Annotated in this window: 11 protein-coding genes and 2 pseudogenes; 7 read left to right on the forward strand and 6 right to left on the reverse strand. The window is 68.3% G+C overall.

Features of this window, described 5'->3' with window-relative positions:
• Positions 1-870 (forward strand): alpha-isopropylmalate synthase regulatory domain-containing protein (locus tag ACFY93_RS12475; RefSeq protein WP_391356862.1); only part of this gene is annotated, 870 nt, incomplete at its 5' end.
• Between the two features lie 554 nt (positions 871-1424).
• On the opposite strand, the gene ACFY93_RS12480 is transcribed toward ACFY93_RS12475, so the two are convergent.
• Entirely contained in the window at positions 1425-2738 is a 1314-nt protein-coding gene (locus ACFY93_RS12480) for a cation:dicarboxylate symporter family transporter (RefSeq protein WP_391356864.1), read from the reverse strand.
• 192 nt (positions 2739-2930) lie between these two features.
• Here ACFY93_RS12480 and ACFY93_RS12485 point away from each other — a divergent pair, with 192 nt between their 5' ends.
• Positions 2931-3938 (forward strand): D-cysteine desulfhydrase, encoded by a 1008-nt coding sequence (locus ACFY93_RS12485; RefSeq protein WP_391356866.1) that lies wholly within the window; start codon positions 2931-2933, stop codon positions 3936-3938.
• Positions 3935-4672 carry an amino acid racemase gene (locus tag ACFY93_RS12490; protein WP_391356868.1) on the forward strand — a complete coding sequence of 246 codons (738 nt, stop codon included), beginning with the start codon at positions 3935-3937 and terminating at the stop codon, positions 4670-4672. The genes ACFY93_RS12485 and ACFY93_RS12490 overlap by 4 nt, the downstream gene beginning before the upstream one ends.
• On the opposite strand, the gene ACFY93_RS12495 is transcribed toward ACFY93_RS12490, so the two are convergent.
• Entirely contained in the window at positions 4673-5581 is a 909-nt protein-coding gene (locus tag ACFY93_RS12495; RefSeq protein ID WP_391356869.1) for a LysR family transcriptional regulator, read from the reverse strand.
• A gap of 483 nt (positions 5582-6064) precedes the next feature.
• The gene (locus ACFY93_RS12500; RefSeq protein ID WP_391356871.1) at positions 6065-6424 is read right to left on the reverse strand and encodes a hypothetical protein; all 360 of its coding nucleotides are present in this window, start codon (positions 6422-6424) and stop codon (positions 6065-6067) included.
• 3382 nt (positions 6425-9806) lie between these two features.
• Here ACFY93_RS12500 and ACFY93_RS12505 point away from each other — a divergent pair.
• Positions 9807-10733: an AAA family ATPase gene (locus ACFY93_RS12505; RefSeq protein ID WP_391356874.1), complete on the forward strand. Its 927-nt coding sequence runs from the start codon at positions 9807-9809 to the stop codon at positions 10731-10733.
• Positions 10730-11359 carry a hypothetical protein gene (locus ACFY93_RS12510; RefSeq protein ID WP_391356876.1) on the forward strand — a complete coding sequence of 210 codons (630 nt, stop codon included), beginning with the start codon at positions 10730-10732 and terminating at the stop codon, positions 11357-11359. The genes ACFY93_RS12505 and ACFY93_RS12510 overlap by 4 nt, the downstream gene beginning before the upstream one ends.
• 767 nt (positions 11360-12126) lie before the next feature.
• On the opposite strand, the gene ACFY93_RS12515 is transcribed toward ACFY93_RS12510, so the two are convergent.
• Complete coding sequence (locus tag ACFY93_RS12515) at positions 12127-14064, reverse strand: BTAD domain-containing putative transcriptional regulator (RefSeq protein WP_391356878.1); 1938 nt, start codon at positions 14062-14064, stop codon at positions 12127-12129.
• A 112-nt stretch (positions 14065-14176) separates the two neighbouring features.
• On the opposite strand from ACFY93_RS12515, the gene ACFY93_RS12520 reads away from it, so the two are divergent.
• Positions 14177-15055, forward strand: a complete 879-nt coding sequence (locus tag ACFY93_RS12520; RefSeq protein WP_391356880.1) for an alpha/beta fold hydrolase — start codon at positions 14177-14179, stop codon at positions 15053-15055.
• A gap of 112 nt (positions 15056-15167) precedes the next feature.
• On the opposite strand, the pseudogene ACFY93_RS12525 reads toward ACFY93_RS12520, so the two are convergent.
• Together ACFY93_RS12525 and ACFY93_RS12530 are read right to left on the reverse strand one after the other, a co-directional pair.
• Positions 15168-16270 (reverse strand): annotated as a pseudogene (locus tag ACFY93_RS12525) (Tn3 family transposase); the annotation flags it as partial.
• Positions 16271-16307: 37 nt separating this feature from the next.
• Positions 16308-16543: pseudogene (locus tag ACFY93_RS12530) on the reverse strand (IS630 family transposase); the annotation flags it as partial.
• A 758-nt stretch (positions 16544-17301) separates the two neighbouring features.
• On the opposite strand from ACFY93_RS12530, the gene ACFY93_RS12535 reads away from it, so the two are divergent.
• The gene (locus tag ACFY93_RS12535) at positions 17302-17703 is read left to right on the forward strand and encodes a DUF6009 family protein (RefSeq protein WP_391356883.1); all 402 of its coding nucleotides are present in this window, start codon (positions 17302-17304) and stop codon (positions 17701-17703) included.
• Positions 17704-18359: the final 656 nt, after the last annotated feature.

An 18359-nucleotide genomic window follows, 5' to 3' on the forward strand; every position in this document is an offset into this window, starting at 1 on the left:
AACACCATGCGGATGCTCGTCTCCGACATGGCGGGCCGCGCCTCCATCGAGCTCAAGGGCAAGGAACTCGGCATCGACCTCGGCGGCGACCGCGAGCTGGTCGGCCGGGTGGTCGCACGCGTCAAGGAACGCGAGCTCCAGGGCTACACCTACGAGGCCGCCGACGCCTCCTTCGAACTGCTGCTGCGCGCGGAGGTGTCCAGTCGCTCAGGCGCCTCCTTCGAGTTCGAGTCCTGGCGGGTGATCAGCGAGGGCAGGAGCGGCGGACAGGAGCAGGAGAGCGAAGCCACGGTGAAACTGGTCGCCCGCGGCCGACGGTCGACAGCGACGGCCGAGGGCAACGGCCCGGTCAACGCCCTGGACCGGGCCCTCCGTCAGGCACTGCAGCACGCATACCCCCAGGCGCGCCGGTTCGAGCTGGTCGACTACAAGGTCCGCATCCTCGAGGGACACCGCGGTACGGGGGCCCGGATCCGCGTTCTGATCAGCGTCACCGACGGCCGGGACGTGTGGCACACCGTCGGCGTCGCGGACAACATCATCGCGGCCTCGTGCGAAGCGCTCCAGGAGTCCTACACCTATGGTCTGCTGCGGCACTCCGCCCACCGTCCCGACGACACGGGCGAGAGCGCGACCGACTGCACACTCACGATCACCCTGCACGACACCCCCGGGTCCCTGCGCCGGGTCACCTCCACCCTGGGCACCATTCCGGTGACCCAACTGTCGTATGCGTCCCGGTCCTCTCCGCAGGCGACGGCCCGGGTCACCGTGCCGCGTATCGACGCCGCCCGTGCTCGCAGCAAGCTGAACCGCCTGGTGGAGGTCCTCGCGGTCGCGGACGACCCCGTCGTCCCAGACGTGCCGTGATGGGGATCCGACCGTCAGGACGGGGCGCGCAACGCCTCGACCGGTTCCGTGCCCGGCGAGAGCTGTCGCTCGCTCGGAAGGGCTCAGGAGTGGGCCCGCCGGGCTGGGGGCCCACCCCGGCGGGGAACGGGAGCTCCAACCCGGCGGGGAACGATGCCCCGCCGATGTCCATGCCTGCCTCAAGGCGCCTCGGCCACAACGCTTGCCCAGGTCAGGCAGATACCCGACTCGGCGGCTTACGACTGAGCAGTCACTTGGCCACCGGCCACCGGCCCCTGGGGGCTTCCGGATTCCGACAGGCCGCCGACGGTCCGGAGCCTCCGGGCCTCCGGGCAGCCCGGAGGCCCGGAGGCCCGGCAGCCGGCCGAGTGGCTCTCCGGCGAGGCGGATCCGGTTCGGTTCCGGCTGTCCTGCCTGCCCGCCACACATCACCGGCCGCCCTGGTCCGCCCTGCCGAGCTCCGCCGATGCGTCGAGCACGACGACCGCCGGAGGAAACGGGTCCCGGGCCCGTCCCACGGCGAAGGCCGCTTCTGGAACGGCCGGCGCCACGTCTCAGGCGTCGACCGGCTCGGTGGCGGGGGCGGGCTCGGTGGCCCGTGCCTTCTCCGGGTCCGTGAACATGCCCTCCGATTTGGCGATCGCGAGAGCGGCCAGCGAGTTGCCGGTGACGTTCAGAGCGGTCCGCGCCATGTCGACCACGAAATCGACGGCCAGCAGGATGGCGACGCCCTCCGCGGGCAGGCCGATCGTCGCCGCCGCCGAGAAGAGCACCACGATCGAGGCCGAGGGCACGCCGGCGATGCCCTTGGTCAGCAGCATCAGCACCAGCAGGGTGGTCAGCAGGCGTGGAATCGTCAGCTCCACGCCGTAGGCATGGGCGAGAAAGACGACTGCCAGGCCCTCGTACATCGTGGCGCCGTCGGCGTTGAAGGAGTAGCCGAGGGGCAGCGTGAACGAGGACACCTTCCGGTCGACCCCGAAGTGGTCGAGCCGCTCGATGAGGGGCGCCAGCACCACCTCGGCGCTGCGCGTCACGAACGACAGGAAGACGAGGTCCGCGACCGCTCGCAGCATCCTGGCGTAGGGGACCCGGAACACGAGGGCGATGAGCGGGAACACCACGACGAGGACCACGACGACAGCGGCGTAGAAGACGACCACGAACACCGCCAGCTTCTGCACCAGGTCCCAGCCGTAGTGGGCAGTGTTGTAGGCGACGAACGCGACGACGGCCAGCGGAGTCAGCCTGATCACCCAGGTGATGACCTGGAACATCGCGTCTGCGACGGCGTCGAATACGGCGACCACCGGCTTTGCCTTGTCTCCGATCCTGGTCAGCGCCATCCCCAGGAAGACCGCGAAGAACAGGAGTGACAGCAGACTTCCCTCGCTCGCCGAGGCGAAGACGTTGTCGGGGATGATGTCGAGGAAGAGGGTTTTCAGATCGATACTCTTCCCGATGCTGCCCGTATCGGCGGGAACGACCGATCCGAGATCCGCTCCATTTCCCATACCTGTGGCGAAGGCCACGAAAAGGGTGAGCGCGAGGATGACCGTGGTGACGATCTCGAAGTAGAGGAGCGCCTTGGTCGCCATGCGCCCCACAGTCTTCGCCGACTCCATGCGCGCTATGGACACGACGATGAGCGGGAAGATCAGGGGGACGATGGTCATCTTGATCAGCCGGATGAACCCGTCTCCGATGATCTTCAGCTGGTCACTGAATCCCGGCGCGACGAAGCCGAGCAGTGCTCCCACCGCGAGTGCGACCAGCACCTGCACACCGAGGGGCGGCATCGAGATCCTTCTTCTGCGGTGCTCGACACGGCCGGCATCCGGCGCGGCGGCTGTTTTCGAATTCCACATGAGCCACAGTTTCCTTCCATCGCCTTGTGAGGTGCTATTTGGCTGGAAAGTGCTCACCGGGTCAAGAACGGGGGACGAACTGCTCATGCGTCCTGTGCATAGCCCTGGTCACGAAGGGCATTGGACAGCCGATCACTCCGGAGGCTTAACTGTCGAAGCATTCGTCCGAGGCGCCACGAAGGGGAACATTCCATGGTTCAGACGGCACGTTTCGCACGCTTTCCGCTGGGGCATTTCCCGACCGCGCTGGAGCCGATGGAGCGGCTGACCGCCCTCCTGCGCCGACGTCACTCCTCGGTTCCCCACCTCTGGATCAAGCGAGACGACTGCACGGGGCTGGCGACCGGCGGCAACAAGACGCGGAAGCTGGAGTTCCTGGTCGGAGAGGCGGTCCGGCAGGGTGCCGACGTGCTGATCACGCAGGGTGCCACCCAGTCGAACCACGCCCGGCAGACCGCCGCCGCAGCCGCTCTCGCCGGCATGGAGTGCAAGCTGTTCCTGGAGAAGCGCCAGACGCGGGACGAGGAGTACGAGCTCTCCGGGAACGTGCTGCTGGACGAGCTGCTCGGCGCCGAGGTCGTCGACCGCGTACCGCCCGGGACCGACATGCAGGAGGTGATGGAACTGCTCGCCGACGAGCTGCGGGTGCGAGGGAAGCGGCCGTACGTGATCCCCGGCGGCGGGTCCAACCCGCTGGGCGCGGTGGGATACGTCCTGTGCGCTCAGGAACTCGAGACGGCCCCCGTCGCCGTCGACTGGGTGGTGCACGGTACGGGAAGCACCGGAACTCAGGCGGGCCTCGTCGCGGGATTCCGTGCGGCGCACAGCCCGGCGAAGGTCCTGGGAGTCAGCGTGCGGCAGAACGAGCAGGCCCAGATCGACGCCGTGTTCGGCCTCGCCGAACGCACGGCCGCCCTCATAGGGGCCGAGGGCGCGGTCACGAGGGAGGACGTCCTGGTCGACGACCGCTGGGTCGGCGGCGGATACGGGGTTCCGACCGACTCCATGGTCGAGGCGGTCCGGCTCGCCGCTTCGTGCGAAGGCATCCTGCTCGACCCCGTGTATTCCGGGAAGGGTTTCGCCGGTCTTCTGGGGAACATCGCGGAGGGCCGGTTCTCCGCGGACGACAACGTCGTCTTCCTGCACACCGGCGGGAGCGCGGCCCTGTTCGGCTACCGCTCCACGTTCCAGACGCCGTGAGTGTCTTCCGGCCCGGCCATCTGGTGGGCATCCTGGGCGGAATGGGACCGGCCGCCACCGCTGAGTTCTACGCCAAGCTCATCGGACGGACCCCGGCGACCCGCGACCAGGACCACCTCCGCGTCGCGATCTGGGCCGATCCCACCGTCCCCGACCGTGTCGGAGCCGTGCTCGACGGCAGTTGCGACCCCTACCCCGCGATGCTGGCCGGAGCGCGGCAGCTGCGTACGCTCGGCACGACCCTGGCCGTGCTGCCGTGCCACACCGCGCACGCGTTCCTGCCGGACCTCGTCAAGGATTCGGGCCTGCGGTTCCTCGACATGGTGGCCGAGACCGTCGCCGAACTCGAGCGACGGGCCGGGGCCGTCGGCCGGGTAGGACTGCTCGGCACCCGCGGAACGTTGTCCACCGGTCTTTACCAGGACCGCCTGCGGGGTGCTCGGTTCGATGTCGCACTGCCGACGGAGCCGACGCAGGTGCAGGTGGACTTCGCTATCCTGAAGGTCAAGCAGGGTGACCCGAAGGCGGCCGGCCGGCACCTCGACGACGCCGTGGGCGCCATGATCGGAAACGGTTCGCCCCTGGTCGTCCTCGCCTGCACCGAACTCCCCCTCGCGGCAGATCACCTGCCCGAGGGGCGGCAGGCGGCTCTCCTCGACCCCACCGATCTGCTGGCCGACGCGATCATCCGGGAATGCCGGGTCGGGGCGGAGACATCTCGGGAGGCCGAGTAGTCAGGAGTCCTCCGCCGCGAGTTCGGCGGCCCGGTGCCAGACACCGGCCGCGCGCGCCGGCACCTTGTCGTACCGGACGCGGTACAGGCGGATCTCGAGTCTCGCCGTCAGCGACGGGTCCCCCACCCGCTGCAGTGTGCCGGCGGTGAGCTCGGAGGCCACCAGACGTTCGGGCAGCCAGCCGACGCCCATGCCCGCACCGATGAGAGCCGCCAGCCCGGAGGTGAAGTCGCTCTGCGCGATGGGCAGGACGTGCAGATCCTGCTCCGCCAGAAGCCGTTCGGTCACCCGCCCCAGGAACGCGCCCTGGCTGTGGGTGACCATCGGCACGGGGCTGCCGGCGGTGCCGGGCAACGAGAAGCCGGGCCGGCCGTCGGCCACCGCCGCCGCGTACGGTGCCAGAACATCCTCCGCCACCACCATCCACTCGACGTCGGCAACCGGGATGCTCAGTGGAAGAGCCGGATCGGAATAGGCGAGCAGCAGGTCGCAGCCGCCGTGGAACAACGCGTCGTAGGCGTCGAGCGTGTTGGACGGCAGCAGGACGCACGGTACCGGCCCCGGATCGCCGCAGCGCGCCCACCACTGGGCGAAGAACGTCGTCGCCAACGTGTGGGTGACCGCCACCCGCACGGCGCCTCGCGGTGCCCGCTGCCGGTTTCGGATCTCGTCACGGACCGCGCCGAGCGCTGCCACGGTCTCGATCGCGCCGGCGCGGACCTTGACGCCTGCCGGCGTGAGACCGACGGGATAGGTCGAGCGGTCCACCAGCGGCTCGCCGAACCAGCTCTCGAGCGCGCGGATGCGGCGGCTGAACGCGGGCTGACTCACGTGTTGCGCCTCCGCGGCACGCGTGAAACTCCCGTGCTCGACCAGTGCCAGGAAACTCTCCAGCCAGCCGATATCCACGAAACAGGAGTCTAACGACATTCTGTGCGGACGGTGGTGGGGGCGGCCTTCTGATGCGCCACGGCCCACCACACCCGGCGGCAGCCCGGCGCGCTGTAGGCAGCCCGGTGGACACTCCCCCGGCGTGAGGACGCGGCAGGCCGCCGCGACAAGGAATCGGATTTCATTCCCGCATCCGGTGAACCGGATCCCCCGTACGACCGTTGTGACAGGTGTGGACAGCAGGGGGCACGGCCTCGGCCGCCACGTTCGGGTGTCGCCCTACGACGCTCCCTGATGCCGGGTGACTCCCGGCCCTCGGCCACGGGTGGGGCCCCCTCCCACACGTGGCGCGACTCCGGCCGGAGCTGTACCGCCTGCCGGAGTCGCACCGGCCGTCCTACCCTGTGGTCGGGGTAGGACGGCTCAGGGCACCGGTGAGAGCCGCGAGGGGGCGGTGCGCAGGGGGCGGGTGCGAGGGGGGCGGTGCGAGCCGCCGACGGCTCAGCCGACGCTGCGCAGAGCGAACCCCCCGGCGGCACCCAGCATGACTGCGGCTGTCACGGCAGGCGCCCACAGGCGAAGCCCGCGCGCCTGATACCAGTTCTGGTAGGTGAAGGCGGCGACGGTGAGCAGGAACAGGCCGAGCGCGGAGACGACCCCCACCTGCGGGGTGAAATGCGTGAGCAACAGACCGGTGCCGCCCAGTAGTTCGAGGACGCCGACGCCCCGGCACCCCGCCGGGGAGAAGCCGCACGCGGCGGCGGGGGTACGGGGCAGCCCTCGGCCCGCCAACTGCCCCAGGCCGCTGATCAGGAAGACTCCTCCGTACAGTGCGGCCACCGCCGTCAGTGCGATGTTCACGGTGATAGGTACCTCTCGTTCCCGCGGTGCCCGATACAGGCAGGACGCCAGCCACCGGGCCTGTCATCGCGTGAACGGTGAAGGAGCACTCGCGGTTCACCCGGCGATTCACGCCATGGCGAACGCCGGCCGTCCCCCGAGGGAGTTCAGGAGGTGGCGGCGATTCCCGCCCAGTGCTGACAGAGACGGTGCCCGCACCCCTTAACCTCTCCCGGCGAACACCACTACAAAATAGTTGAATCATCAATGAGTTCTCTGAGAGCCTCTGAGCGCTCAGCTCGCGCTCAGCTCGCAGGAGCTGACCGATGCCGGATATCAGGTCCACTCCCCGCTGCTGGGCACTCTCCCCGCGGCTGCACGTCGCGCCTTCACTGGGCTTTTGGCCATGGGGTGGCACCACGACCGGCCCCCTCCTGGATAACCCCACTCCCCCACGCCCGGCAGTACGGACATCCCCTCCAGTGCGCCCGGCCGGTGGGGAACTCCTGCGGCTCGGCTTCGTGAGGCGTCGGCGTGGCGTACGTACCGACTGATGTGCGTTCACGGGCCGCAGACCCCCCTCGACCGGAGCGCCGGACCGCTTTCGGAGATGACGGCGATGACGGAGGCAGCCATCGGACCCTCCTTCGGGCCCCCGCTCGGCACCACCACTCCCCCATCTCGTACGTCTCCGGAGAAGGCCTTCCAGCGGACGCGGCTGCGACCACGCATCGGGTCAAGAGCCGGAAGCCGGAATGGATGACGACAGTCCACGCAAGGCAGGAGAAACGGAAGCGGCCTGCCATGGCAGTCGGCAGGAGATCGTGTGCGCGCTTCCTTCAGGTGTTGACTCTGCAATGAGAAACAACCAAGGCGAGACATGTCGCGCTACCGGTCGTTGGGCGGACCGTGACACCAAAGACGAACGCTCCCGGCGGCTCCGTCTCTCAGTACCACCTGGCACCGATGAACCACCTGCCGGAGCACCGGCTACCTCTCGGCCCGGCGCATATGCCGCCCTTCCGTTCTGGGACGCCACCGGGTTGTCCGTTCCGCGCAGGCCGCTTGCACTGAGATCAGGCGTTGCCTCCGACGGCTGTGACGCTGGGCGAGACCGCGTGCCACCGTTGAACCGGCCGCCTGCTGTGAACTGCAGACGCTTCACAGCAGGCACGTGATGATCTGCGAGTCGCCCTGACAGTGCCTGGAGGAGAAGGAGTATGCGGTGCAAGGTGTCCGACTGGCCTTGCAGCGCTCCAGGAGCGGCATACCACCAGGAGCGGGGAACCGCCTAGTACGCGGAGTGGGCCGAACAGTATTCGTCGACATCACTTCCGTGGAGTAAGAAGAACTCAGCCGAGGCGTCGACGGTGAGGGCTGCGAGGACATCGGACGGCAGCTGCTGGCGCTGATTGCTCCGGGTCCCTCGGAGAGGAGTGGATCGCCTTTGACGTCACCTCGTTGACCTTCGTGCCGCTCGCTCCTGCCCGCCCGAAGGAGTCAGATCACGTGGCCTCAAGGTACTTGAGTGGTTCCGCGCATGCGCGACTGCCCTCGACGGAGGAATCAGTGTGATGCCAGATCCAGCATGGGCCCGTGACTTGGGTCCGAAGGAAGTGTCGGTCAGGTGCTCTTGGTTGCCTCTGAGCTTGCCCGGCGCGACAGTAGGCTCTCAGGACAAGCGCTGAACCCTCCACGACCCGATCGCACAGTTCTTCCCATGGACGCCTCATACGGTAACCGTGATCTGACTGACGGTCGTCCGAAGAACGGTAGGTGAGGCCACTGAGCCCAGGTCAGAGCCTCTTGAGTACTCGTCAAACATGAGTCCCAGCGATGGCTCTCAGCAGCGGAACTGGCATATGATGAGCCGCACGCATCGGGCAGAAAAGCTGCTCTGACCAGGGGAAACAAACAAGGCTGCAAACATGGGAGCAAGCTTGCGGACAAGCACCTTCTCACACGGTTGCACTTGCACGGAAGCAGCCTTGATTCTAGGTGCCAACCCACGCGTGAGCACTCATCGAGATCTCGGTAGAAATGAACCCCTTGGTCAAGGTGTAGCAATCGATCTGCTTCCCTACCCTTTCCGCTGCCTTGACAAAGGCAGGATGAAAAGCCCAGTTGCACGTACGAAGGCACGCCGAAGCGCAAGCTCGTATGGACCCAGGCGTGCACCCCCACATGCTCGGTTGCTGTCGCGCAGGGATGCGGGCCTGTTCAAAGTGATGTTCACAAGGCCGTGCAGCAGCCAATACACAGGTGTGCAGACGAACAGGCACACCGATCAGGCTCGCAGCAAGTGCCAGCGTCGGCAGGTGGGTTGGATCTGGTGCTCGCTTCCAGATGACTGTGCCGACCAGGACGCATGCCAAGTAACACATCCGACATACCGTCTGGCAGCGTGTGAGCGTTCTTGTCGCACTGGTTGCAGGAAGCCTTGTGTGACTGTCTCCCTGCCCACTTACCAAGGGAGCGGCAGGGCCGCATGTCTGGATGGAAATTGGGTGCTTGGCCCGACTGCTCACCCGCTGACAGACACATATCGAAATGAGACTGTCCGCCGGTCTGCGGGTCCGTTGGTCGAGTGGGGTGCAGAGCAGGGTTCCTGCCTGTTGGACAACAAGTTGACTGGATCGCTAGCAGGGGGAGTGAGCTGTACGAGTATCCACTTAGGTGTCGGCACGTATCCTGTCCTGCTAGTCAGCAGGACGGTAGGGGAGAACGGCGGCCAGGCTGAACGCCGGAGGGCATACCTGGTCACAGGCCTCCTTGCGGGCTTCGGTGCGGATCAGCACCTCGGTGCCACTGTCCGCCTGACTGTGGGCCAGGGGACATCCTGGGGGACTAGCACGCCCAACTGGTTGATCGGCTGTTCGATGACCTGTGCGGATTCCTGCGTGGGAACTGACTACTTGGCAGACTGATGCGCAGCCAGGCGAAGGACTCAACCGGCCAGCCAGCGAGCGGCCTTGAATGCCCGTCTGCCCATCCACGTGTTGGCGTACGCTCCTGGACGTCGCCCTGCTAGTCTGTGCATCTCTCTGTGCCTCCACCGCGCTGAAGGTGAGCATCTCTGTGAAGTCCCAGGGGGTGAAGACTGATGGGCACAACGTTGGCAGAAGGGTTGACAGTCCAGCTTGTTGAAGAGTAGGTGACTGAGCGGGGAAGGATGCGGGTGAACAAGCATGAGGCCCACTACCAGAACCTCTGTTGGCCTGCTCCGATGGAGTCGCAGAGGGGGTTGCCGGGTCCCAGAGATGCGTTCCGGGGGGTACTTGGGGCCAGGGTCGGCCGGTCCGAAGCGCAGAATCCTTCTGAGAGAATTCTCGACCAGGCAAACCCCACTGAAATGGGACACACTCCAACCCGTCTTCGGGCCTGAACCAGACTGAGAGGACCCATGTCCAGTCCCTTCGCGGCACCAGACAGCCAGTCGCACCTGCCTCCGATCCCGTGGAGCGCGCTGTCCCACATCTTCATGTTCGGCAACGGCAAGGGCGGCGTAGGCAAGTCCTCGGTCTCGGCCAACGCCGCGGGGAAGGCAGCACGCAGTGGCCTGCGTACGCTGATCATCGACTGCAACGCGCAGGGCAACATCGCGCGGGAGCTCGGCTACAAGCGAGCCGAGTGGAACGACGGGGGAGCGGGGCTGCTCGAGTCCCTGCGCACCGGCACCCCGCTCCAGCCCCAGCGAAACGTCCGGGAGAACCTGGACGTCGTCATGGGCGGACCTGCCCTGGGTGACGAGTTCGGCATCTTCTTCCACACCCTCCTCGCGAAGGAGGGGCCCCACGCGTATCTGCGGCTGTTGACCTGCCTGCTGCCGATCGCCCACGAGTACCAGATCATCGTTCTCGACACCCCGCCGGAGAATCCGTCGTTGCAGCGTCTGGCACTGTCGACCGCGCGCTGGCTGGTCATTCCGGTCAAGAGCGACGGCGGGGCGGAAGACGGACTGGCGCAGATCGGCCTGGAGTTCTCGTACGTCAGGTTCGTCAGCCAGCTCAATCCGCATCTGGAACTGCTTGGGGTGCTGCTGTTCGACACCGGGCGCACCTACACAGGCATCCACTCCGACGTACGGCGGCAGGTGCAGAAGGTCCTCGGCGAGGAGGCCCACATGTTCAAGCACCTCATCGGGCACACGGAGTCCGTCGCCCGGCTGGTACGCAAACGAGGGCTACTGGTACAGGAACTGGCCGACCAACGCAGAGAAGGTGACCGCAGTATCCCGGAGACCGTCGAGGGCCTGGTCGGCGACTACGAAGGATTCACCGAAGAGATGTTCGCTCGGGCACTCGAACTGAGGAAGGAAGCAGCCGCATGACCCCGCCCAAGGGCAAGAAGCAGGTGGACGAGGACACGGAGCAGAGCATGTCCGACGAGGGTGTCGGCAGCCTGTTCAGTGGAGGCGGCGGCGCCCAGTCGAACGCCCTCGCCGGCTGGGCGACTTCCGCCCCTGCACAGGCGCAGCCCGTCGCCCCGGTGGTACCGACGCCGTCGGCCGTGCCGGCGGTGATCGCGCAGCCCGCCCGCCCTGCCGTGGCGGAACCTGAGCCCGAGCCGCTCAATGACGCGGACACCGCGAAGCCCGTCGGCTTCTACGTGTCCCAGAACGTGGCTGCGCGGTTCCGTAAGTACCGCAAGCAACACGACATCACGCACACCCGGATCGTGCTGCTCGCCGTTGAGGCGGCCGCCGACAAGGGGCTCGCGCAGGTCGTCGAGGACGCCCGCAGGCCAGCCAAGTTCCAGTCGAAGCTGTTCGCCGTCACGGTCAAGCCGGACGACACCGACCTGCGAGGACTGGGCCCCGTACAGCTTCAGTACAAGCCGACGCGGGCGCAGCGCTCGATCATCAACCGCCTGGTTACGGAGTCCGGTCTTCCGGACCACACGAAGTTCCTCGCGGTCGCGCTGGACCAGTTCCTGCCGGGACGGCGGGACGTGTAGGCGGCGACGAGCACGGACGGCAAAGGGCCTGGCTCCCTGTCATGGGGCGCCGAGGTCCTGACCGTGCCGAACCGCGTGCCGGGATCAGCGGGCGAGATGTGTGTACGCCGTCGCGGCGACCGGAGGAGCGACTCCGGAAGCCGGGCCGTAGTACGTGCGACGCCTGCACCGCTTCTACCCATCGGTGCAGAACTACCGGAACGATGCCTTCAAGCAGCGGGTCACCCACCTGCGCCAAGCGCACTCCCGCGGGCCCTCCACGACATCGCGGGGAACTGATCGGCGTGGTCATACGACCAACTGCCGTGGAAGTCGCCTGAGATCCGGTCGCTGCAGCAGTCGTCCGGACCGCTGCAAGCGCCCAGGGACGGTGACGACGGGACGCCCGTAGCGGCAGGGGGAGTCCCTGCTGGGGTAGTGGAAAAGGCCAGTTCAGAGGCTATTTGCGAGAGCAGAGCGACTGAAGCGACCGAAGTCCGTGGTTGCTTTCGATTGCATCGGCGCGTCCGCCTCGCCCCTATTTGGAGCTTCGGTCGCTTCGGTCACTGTCATGTACATGATTAAGTTAGTCAGTCCTTCAACACATGAGACCGTTCCACTGACTCACTACTGCCTCGGCCACGCCCGCATGCATGTTCTGCCCCCTTCCGTGCAAGCGTGCTCACCAGAGACGTGTGGGCCTGGCCGATGTGCTCGACCCGCTGACTGATTCCGCCGGGGCCGTGGGGTGAGCGCGGACGGGCCCGGGGCTCGCGGATTGCGGTCGCTTATCCCGCTCCGGCGCATGCCTCCGCCTCTGCCAGGTACCGCGCCACCGGGCCCAGGGTCAGCATTCCGCTAGCGGCGCCGGCGTGTTCTGCACAGGCATCACGCAGGGCAGCCGCAGCGTGTGCGGCGATTCCGCGCTCGCCGAGGCGTACGGCGGCGCGGGCGGTCAGGCACCACATTGCCTCCTGCATGTGGTCACGCGGTGGTTCGGGCATCGCGGCAAGGGCGGTACGGGCTTGCTCGCCCCGGTCCTGGGCGAGCAGCACGAGGGGTCGCGTCCAGGGTCGGTACGGGCCCCAGTCGAGGTGCGGGTCGGTGGGCGCGGGCCGGTCGTGCAGCAGGCGCAGTCCCAGGAGGGCGAGCGGGAACAGGCCGCGGTGCAGCCCCGGTATTCCGGCCGTCCGGAGGGTGTCCTCGGCAGCGCGGTAGTGCGCTGCTGCCGTGGCGGCGGTCGGTCCGCCCGGTTCGGCGCTGCGGGCGGCCGTGGCCCGGGCCCTGAACCATCCGGTGAGGACGGAGACGAGGGGCGCCTCGGTGGTGGCGGCGAGCTGGTCGGCTGCCTTGGCGTGCGAGGTCGCGGCGTCGAGGTCGCCGAGGGCCGAGGCGGATTGCAGGCGGACGAGTCGGCCGAGTACGGCGAAGTTCGGCAGCTCGTGCCGGGTGGCCAGGTCGAGGATCTCGGCGCCGGTCCTGTCCCGTGCCGCCGCGAGCCCGGGGCTGCTGAAGGACTGCAGGAACACCCCGTTGAGGGCGAAGGCCAGCAGGGCGGGATCGGCCAGGTCCCATGCGAGCTCCTCGGCCTGACGTGCCGCCTGCTGCGCGTGCTTCAGCTCGGTCCCGGACAGATCGGCGCTGCGGCTCTCGACGGCGACCGTGGCCAGGAGCCGGGCGCGCAGGTCGGCGGGGCCGTCTGGGCCGAGCCCGGTGAGCGTGCGCTCGGCAGCCGCGACGACGGCGCGGGACTGCTCGGGGTCGTCGGCCCGGCTCCAGATGGCGGGCACGTCGTAGGCGCCGATGATCCGGGCGATCAGGGAGAGGTCTCCCGTGCGTTCCGCAGCCTGGATGGCGGCGAGGCGGTCGCGCCGCGAGCGGACGAGGGCGTCGCCACCCGCCAGTGCGAGGGTGCGGGCCAGATCCACGGTGGTGCGCGGGCCGAGCCGGACACCAGGGCCGGTCCACGCGGTACGTGCTCCTTCGGGGGGCGCGGACCCGTTGAGGATGTCCGTCTCCAGGCGCTGAAGGTCGGCACCGGGGTCGAGTCCGAGTTGGTCAACGAGCATCGCGCGGGCACGGCGGAGGGTGGCAAGCGCCTCGGCCTGGCGGCCCGCGCGGTACAGCGCGCGGGCAAGCAGCTCCCAGGTCGGCTCGCGCCACGGGTGTTCGGCGACATGGGCACCCAGTTCGGCGACGAGATCGGCCCCTTCCCCGGAGTCGAGGAGGATGCGGGCGCGCAGTTCCACCCCCTCCAACCTCAATTCCTCCAGCCGGGTCCGCTCGCGCTGCGCCCATGTGGAGCCGGTCACATCGGCGTAGGCGGGTCCGCGCCAGACCGCGAGTGCCGCGCCGAGGTCGGTCAGCGCTGCGGGGTTGCGACGGGCTCGGGCCAGGATGTCCTGAAACCGATGGACGTCCACGTGCTCGCGGGGCAGGCGCAGCGCGTAGCCGGGACCTTCGGTGAGGATTACGCGTGGCGGCTTGCGGGGCGGTCGGTCGGGTTCGAGGGCGCGGCGCAGCGCGGCGACGAACGTACGCAAAGCGCCAACGGCGCGGGCAGGTGGATCGGTCCACAGGTCATTGACAAGGGTGTCGGTGGTGACGATCCGTCCCTCGGCGGCGACGAGCCGGGCGAGTACCTCACGATGCCGGGGTCCGCCCAGGTCAACCGGGCTGCCGTCGTCGTGGAGGGCCCGCACCACACCGAGCACGTCGATTCGCATGCCCCCATCCTCCGTGCCAGGGGCCGGCTGCGCCCAACCGTACTGATCGGCTGCTGATCGCCGTCGCCCAAGCTGATCCGGTCAAGTCCCCGACCCGAAAGGGTGGTCCCTCATGACGCGCACCATTCCTGGCTTCGATCACATCCGCCTGCCTGGTACGGACGGTGTGGAGCTGGCTGTCGCTGTCGGCGGCAGCGGCAGCCCGGTCGTGCTGTTGCACGGTTTTCCCCAGACCCACCTGATGTGGCGACACGTCGCCGAGCGGCTCGCCGACGAGCACACAGTGATCTGTCCTGACCTGCGGGGCTACGGCGCCAGCGACAAGCCGGCGGCCACCGACCCCGATGTGTACGCCAAGCGCACCATGGCCGCCGACGTCGTGACCCTGGTGGCGGCGCTCGGCCACGAGCGCTTTGCCCTCGTCGGCCACGACCGGGGCGCCCTGGTCGCCTTCCGGGCGGGGTTGGACCACCCTGAGACCATCACGCACCTGGGCATCCTCGACGTCGTGCCGACGCTCGACATGTGGAACGTCCTGCATGGCGCCTCGGCCGCGGTCGGCTACCACCTCTTCCTGATGGCGCAGCCGCCGGGCCTGCCGGAGGCGATGATCGCAGGCAGCGCGGATGCGTTCTTCGGCTCGTTCCTCGACGCCTGGGCCAACGACCCGACCACCATGCCCGAGGATGTACGTGCCGAATACCTGCGCGCGAGCGCCACGGCAGTGACGTCGATCGTCGCGGACTACCGGGCCTCGGCAGACATCGACGTCATGCATGACCAAGCGGACCTGGACGCCGGGTCGCAGCTGGCCATGCCCGTGACGGTCGTCCAGCAGGACTGGGGCGCGCAGCTCGGCTACGACGCTGCCGGGGTGTGGAAGGCGTGGGCGCCGGACCTGAACCACCGGCTGACCCGCGCCGGGCACTTCATGGCCGAAGAGGCACCCGACGAGATCGCGGCCGCGATCCGGGGGCTGCTGTCCCGCTGAGGTTCCTGCTCTCGACTCGTCGGGGCCACGGTCGGTCGGCGAGCGCCACGTTTTCTGCGATCAGCATTCTTTTCTTGCGCTGGGATCTGGCCGCGGCCGCCGTGGCAGATCGCGCAAACGCGACCCCCAGCGGGGTCGGGTGGCCCTCGCGGCCGAACATCCGCAGCAGATCGTAGGCGCGGACCTGATTGGTGATGAGCGACCCTGCCACGCGGAGCATGTCGGGCCAGTGCGTGGCAATCTTCTTCAGGTTGACCTTGTTGCAGGCCACGTCGTCCAGCGGCCCGTACCCGGTGGCCGGCTCACCGCCGTCGTCAGGCAGGTCGACCCGCCAAAACCGCTGGTTGGCCCTGCCGCCGCCCTCGGGGACGACGACCTCCACCTTCGCGTCGTCACCGGCCTCTGAAGCTGGTCGGCCATCTGTCGCCACGCGGCGTCCAGACCCTGGACCAGTTGGTCCAGGTCCTCGGCGGCATGTTCGGACAGGGACAGGCCCGCCAGCACGTCCGCCTTCATCGCCTCCCACCGCGGCCCGTCCAACTGCCTCGCGCGCGGGTCCGCCCACCGGTTCGACGACGAGGCCAACACGTCCCGCCGGGTGAGCCCGCGGTGCAGCTGTTCCAGCACGCACATCAGGTACGCGTCACGGTCGACCGCGCCCTGCGGCGGCTTCGAGTTGGAGAACACCGCCCGCTTCCACATCACCGGCACAAGTTCGGCGTCGACCTCGCGGGGCAGCAGCGGCCGGTTCTTGATCCGCCGCCGCGACAGCGCGGGCAGCCGACGCACCGCGGTGAGCACCCGCCACCCGGCTGGGGCCGCGCCGAGCGCGTCCGACTCACCCAGCAGAGACAGGTACGGCCGGACGGTGTTGTAGCGCAGGGCCAGCTTCTCCCGCATCGCCGCCTCGGCCGACCCGTCGTCCTCCGGCACCAAGGCCTCCACTGTCGCGACCGCCCCCGCGACCGCCGTACGCGGCAGGGCCTCCTCGACCGCCGCCCACAACGCGCCGACGTCCAGGTCCGTCCCGGCCTCGGCGACCGGCTCCAGCTCCTCGGTCAGGATCTTCGACGCCTTCGCCAGGATGCGGGCCGCCTTCTCCAGCTGCGGCAGCATCGCGAGACGACCCCGGTCCGACGCCCGACGGGCCAGGCTGATCAGCCGGTTCGCCATCAGCGCCGCGAACAGGTCCAGCGCGTCATCAACCGCCTGCGCCCTGCTCAACTGCCCGTACCGAGCCAGCGTGAACATCCCGAGGGTCCAGGCAGGCCAGCCCGATCTCGTTGAACCGGTATCACCTCCCGCACCATGTCCTCGTCCGTCTGGACCGGCTGCGCGATCACCGGGACGCGGTTCCCGCCGGCGGACGCCAACAGCAGCATCGCCCGCCCGTAGCGCACCGGGCTGGTACTGCCTCGGCGCACGAATCTGCTGCAGCTTTTGCCCTTCCTGGTCGGTCAGTCTGCACACCCGCACAGGCTCAGCCACGACACCTCCAGCGGTCGAAACGAGCCTCATCGCCCAACCAACCGGCCCAACCACCAGCCCGGCGAACCTTCTCGGGCACAGCACTAGCGAGGGGATGACGGCCCGGAGACCCGGGGTGCTCGGTCTCTTCAGTCGCTGAGTCGCTGGATGGAACGGGGGTAGCGACTGAGGAACAGCGACCCAGCGACTGGCCAGTCGCTGCGGAGGCGAGACGAAAAGTACAGGTCAGATGGGGTAGCAGATGCTGGTAGCGACTGAAGCGACTGAAGGTATGGGTATATGACGTCCTCATGTGTGCGCGTGTGCGTGATATATAGAGGCCTTCAGTCGCTTCAGTCGCTGTTTTGGTTCAGGCAAGCCTGTGAGCTGGGACTTTTCAGAAGACCAGGAACAGCGACCAAACGGCGTTCAGTCGCTGCCGCCTTCTTCAGTCGCTGTACGACGCCCGCACTTCGGTCCCCGCACTGACAGGGTCCGGAATCGTTACCCCGGCTCACGCCGGCACCGAGGACCGTGTGGGCCGCTACCACGACGAGTGCTGCAGCCTCGGCAGCGAACCGGGTGCAGAGCGGACGGCCCTCTGCACCGCGTATCGTGTGTGGTATCGAGGGCGGGCGCCGCGGTGGCTCCACGTGCGTTCGCCGCCCGTACTCGAGAACTGGTAGGGCTGGCTTCGCCGAGGGCGGTGATCCTGTCCGACCAGCGCGAACACTATCCGGGTAATGGCCTGCTCACCGAGGAAGAGGGGAAGTGGCGGCATGAGTTCCCTGATCACTGAGGACGAGATCAGCCACGAAAGCGAACTCGTGTGGCTGGAGGACGTCGGGCCGCTCGACTACGTTCGCCAGAGCCTGGACCGGCTGCCTACTCGTGGTGGCAAACCGGCCTACCACCGTGATGGACGCATGGTCGGCTACGCCAGGTTGAGCCCCAGGGCGAAGGCGTCCCGTTCCTCCGGCACCTTTCGCCGGCGGGTCTTCTGGCTGCTGCCCCACGACCGTGACGCCGAGCCCGAGGGGCTCTACGCCAGGGGAGCACCGGCCGAAGCCGTCGACCCCCGCACCCTCGACGCCCGCGTCAGGGGCTACAAGACCGAACGTTCGGAGGGCGGGCCCCCTTCGAACGCGATGCGGGAGCTGGGCATAACCCTGCCGTTGTGAGTGGCCTCCTTCAACAGGTGGCGCGGGGCGTGCGTATCCCCTTGTGCGGGCGTCACGTTCGCCCGCAGTGGCACGCCTCTACTCCCCCCAGGGGGCTGTGCCGCCCGGGTGCGGTCCATCCCGATCGGACGGGGCCGCACCCGGTCATCCCCGCCGCCGTGCGGCGGCGGCGGGCAGGGACCGGCCGGCAGGCTCCGCAGTTTCACACCCTCGATGCCCACCTGTACGAGCCGGCCCGTCGGTGATGCCCGTCCCCAAGGCGGGTCCACTGATCAGGACTGGCGCGGTTCCCGCGATCACGGCCCCGTACGGCGTCCACTGGGCCCCGTTCCAGCAGCGGGTGGGCTTTCCCTGCTCCGGCCCGGCGCGGGGCCCGCTCCAGGGCGTCCAGGAGGGCTTGAACCGCATGTCGCCGACACAGGGCGGGTCTCGGCACTCCGCCACCGTCATGCCGGCCGTCACCCGCAGGGTGCCGTTGAGCCTGACCTGCTGGCCCTTCCACGCGGCCATGAACGCCGTGAGTCCGTCCAGGGAGCGCTGCGACCGGTCGGCCACTTCAGCGCCAGCCTTGCCGAGGCTGCCTGGTTCTGCGACGAGAATCAGCAGTCGTGAGCGCTTCCAGTTGGAAGCTCGCTCATGGCGCGATCGTATGAACG

Origin of the sequence: Streptomyces sp. NPDC008313 (genome assembly GCF_042956125.1) — a bacterium.
GTDB lineage: Bacteria > Actinomycetota > Actinomycetes > Streptomycetales > Streptomycetaceae > Streptomyces.

Coding starts and splice junctions, on each gene's coding strand:
- ACFY93_RS12480 (WP_391356864.1), bottom strand. CDS start 2,738: ATGTGGAATTCGAAAACAGCCGCCGCGCCGGATGCCGGCCGTGTCGAG.
- ACFY93_RS12485 (WP_391356866.1), top strand. CDS start 2,931: ATGGTTCAGACGGCACGTTTCGCACGCTTTCCGCTGGGGCATTTCCCG.
- ACFY93_RS12520 (WP_391356880.1), top strand. CDS start 14,177: ATGACGCGCACCATTCCTGGCTTCGATCACATCCGCCTGCCTGGTACG.
- ACFY93_RS12510 (WP_391356876.1), top strand. CDS start 10,730: ATGACCCCGCCCAAGGGCAAGAAGCAGGTGGACGAGGACACGGAGCAG.
- ACFY93_RS12515 (WP_391356878.1), bottom strand. CDS start 14,064: ATGCGAATCGACGTGCTCGGTGTGGTGCGGGCCCTCCACGACGACGGC.
- ACFY93_RS12535 (WP_391356883.1), top strand. CDS start 17,302: ATGAGTTCCCTGATCACTGAGGACGAGATCAGCCACGAAAGCGAACTC.
- ACFY93_RS12505 (WP_391356874.1), top strand. CDS start 9,807: ATGTCCAGTCCCTTCGCGGCACCAGACAGCCAGTCGCACCTGCCTCCG.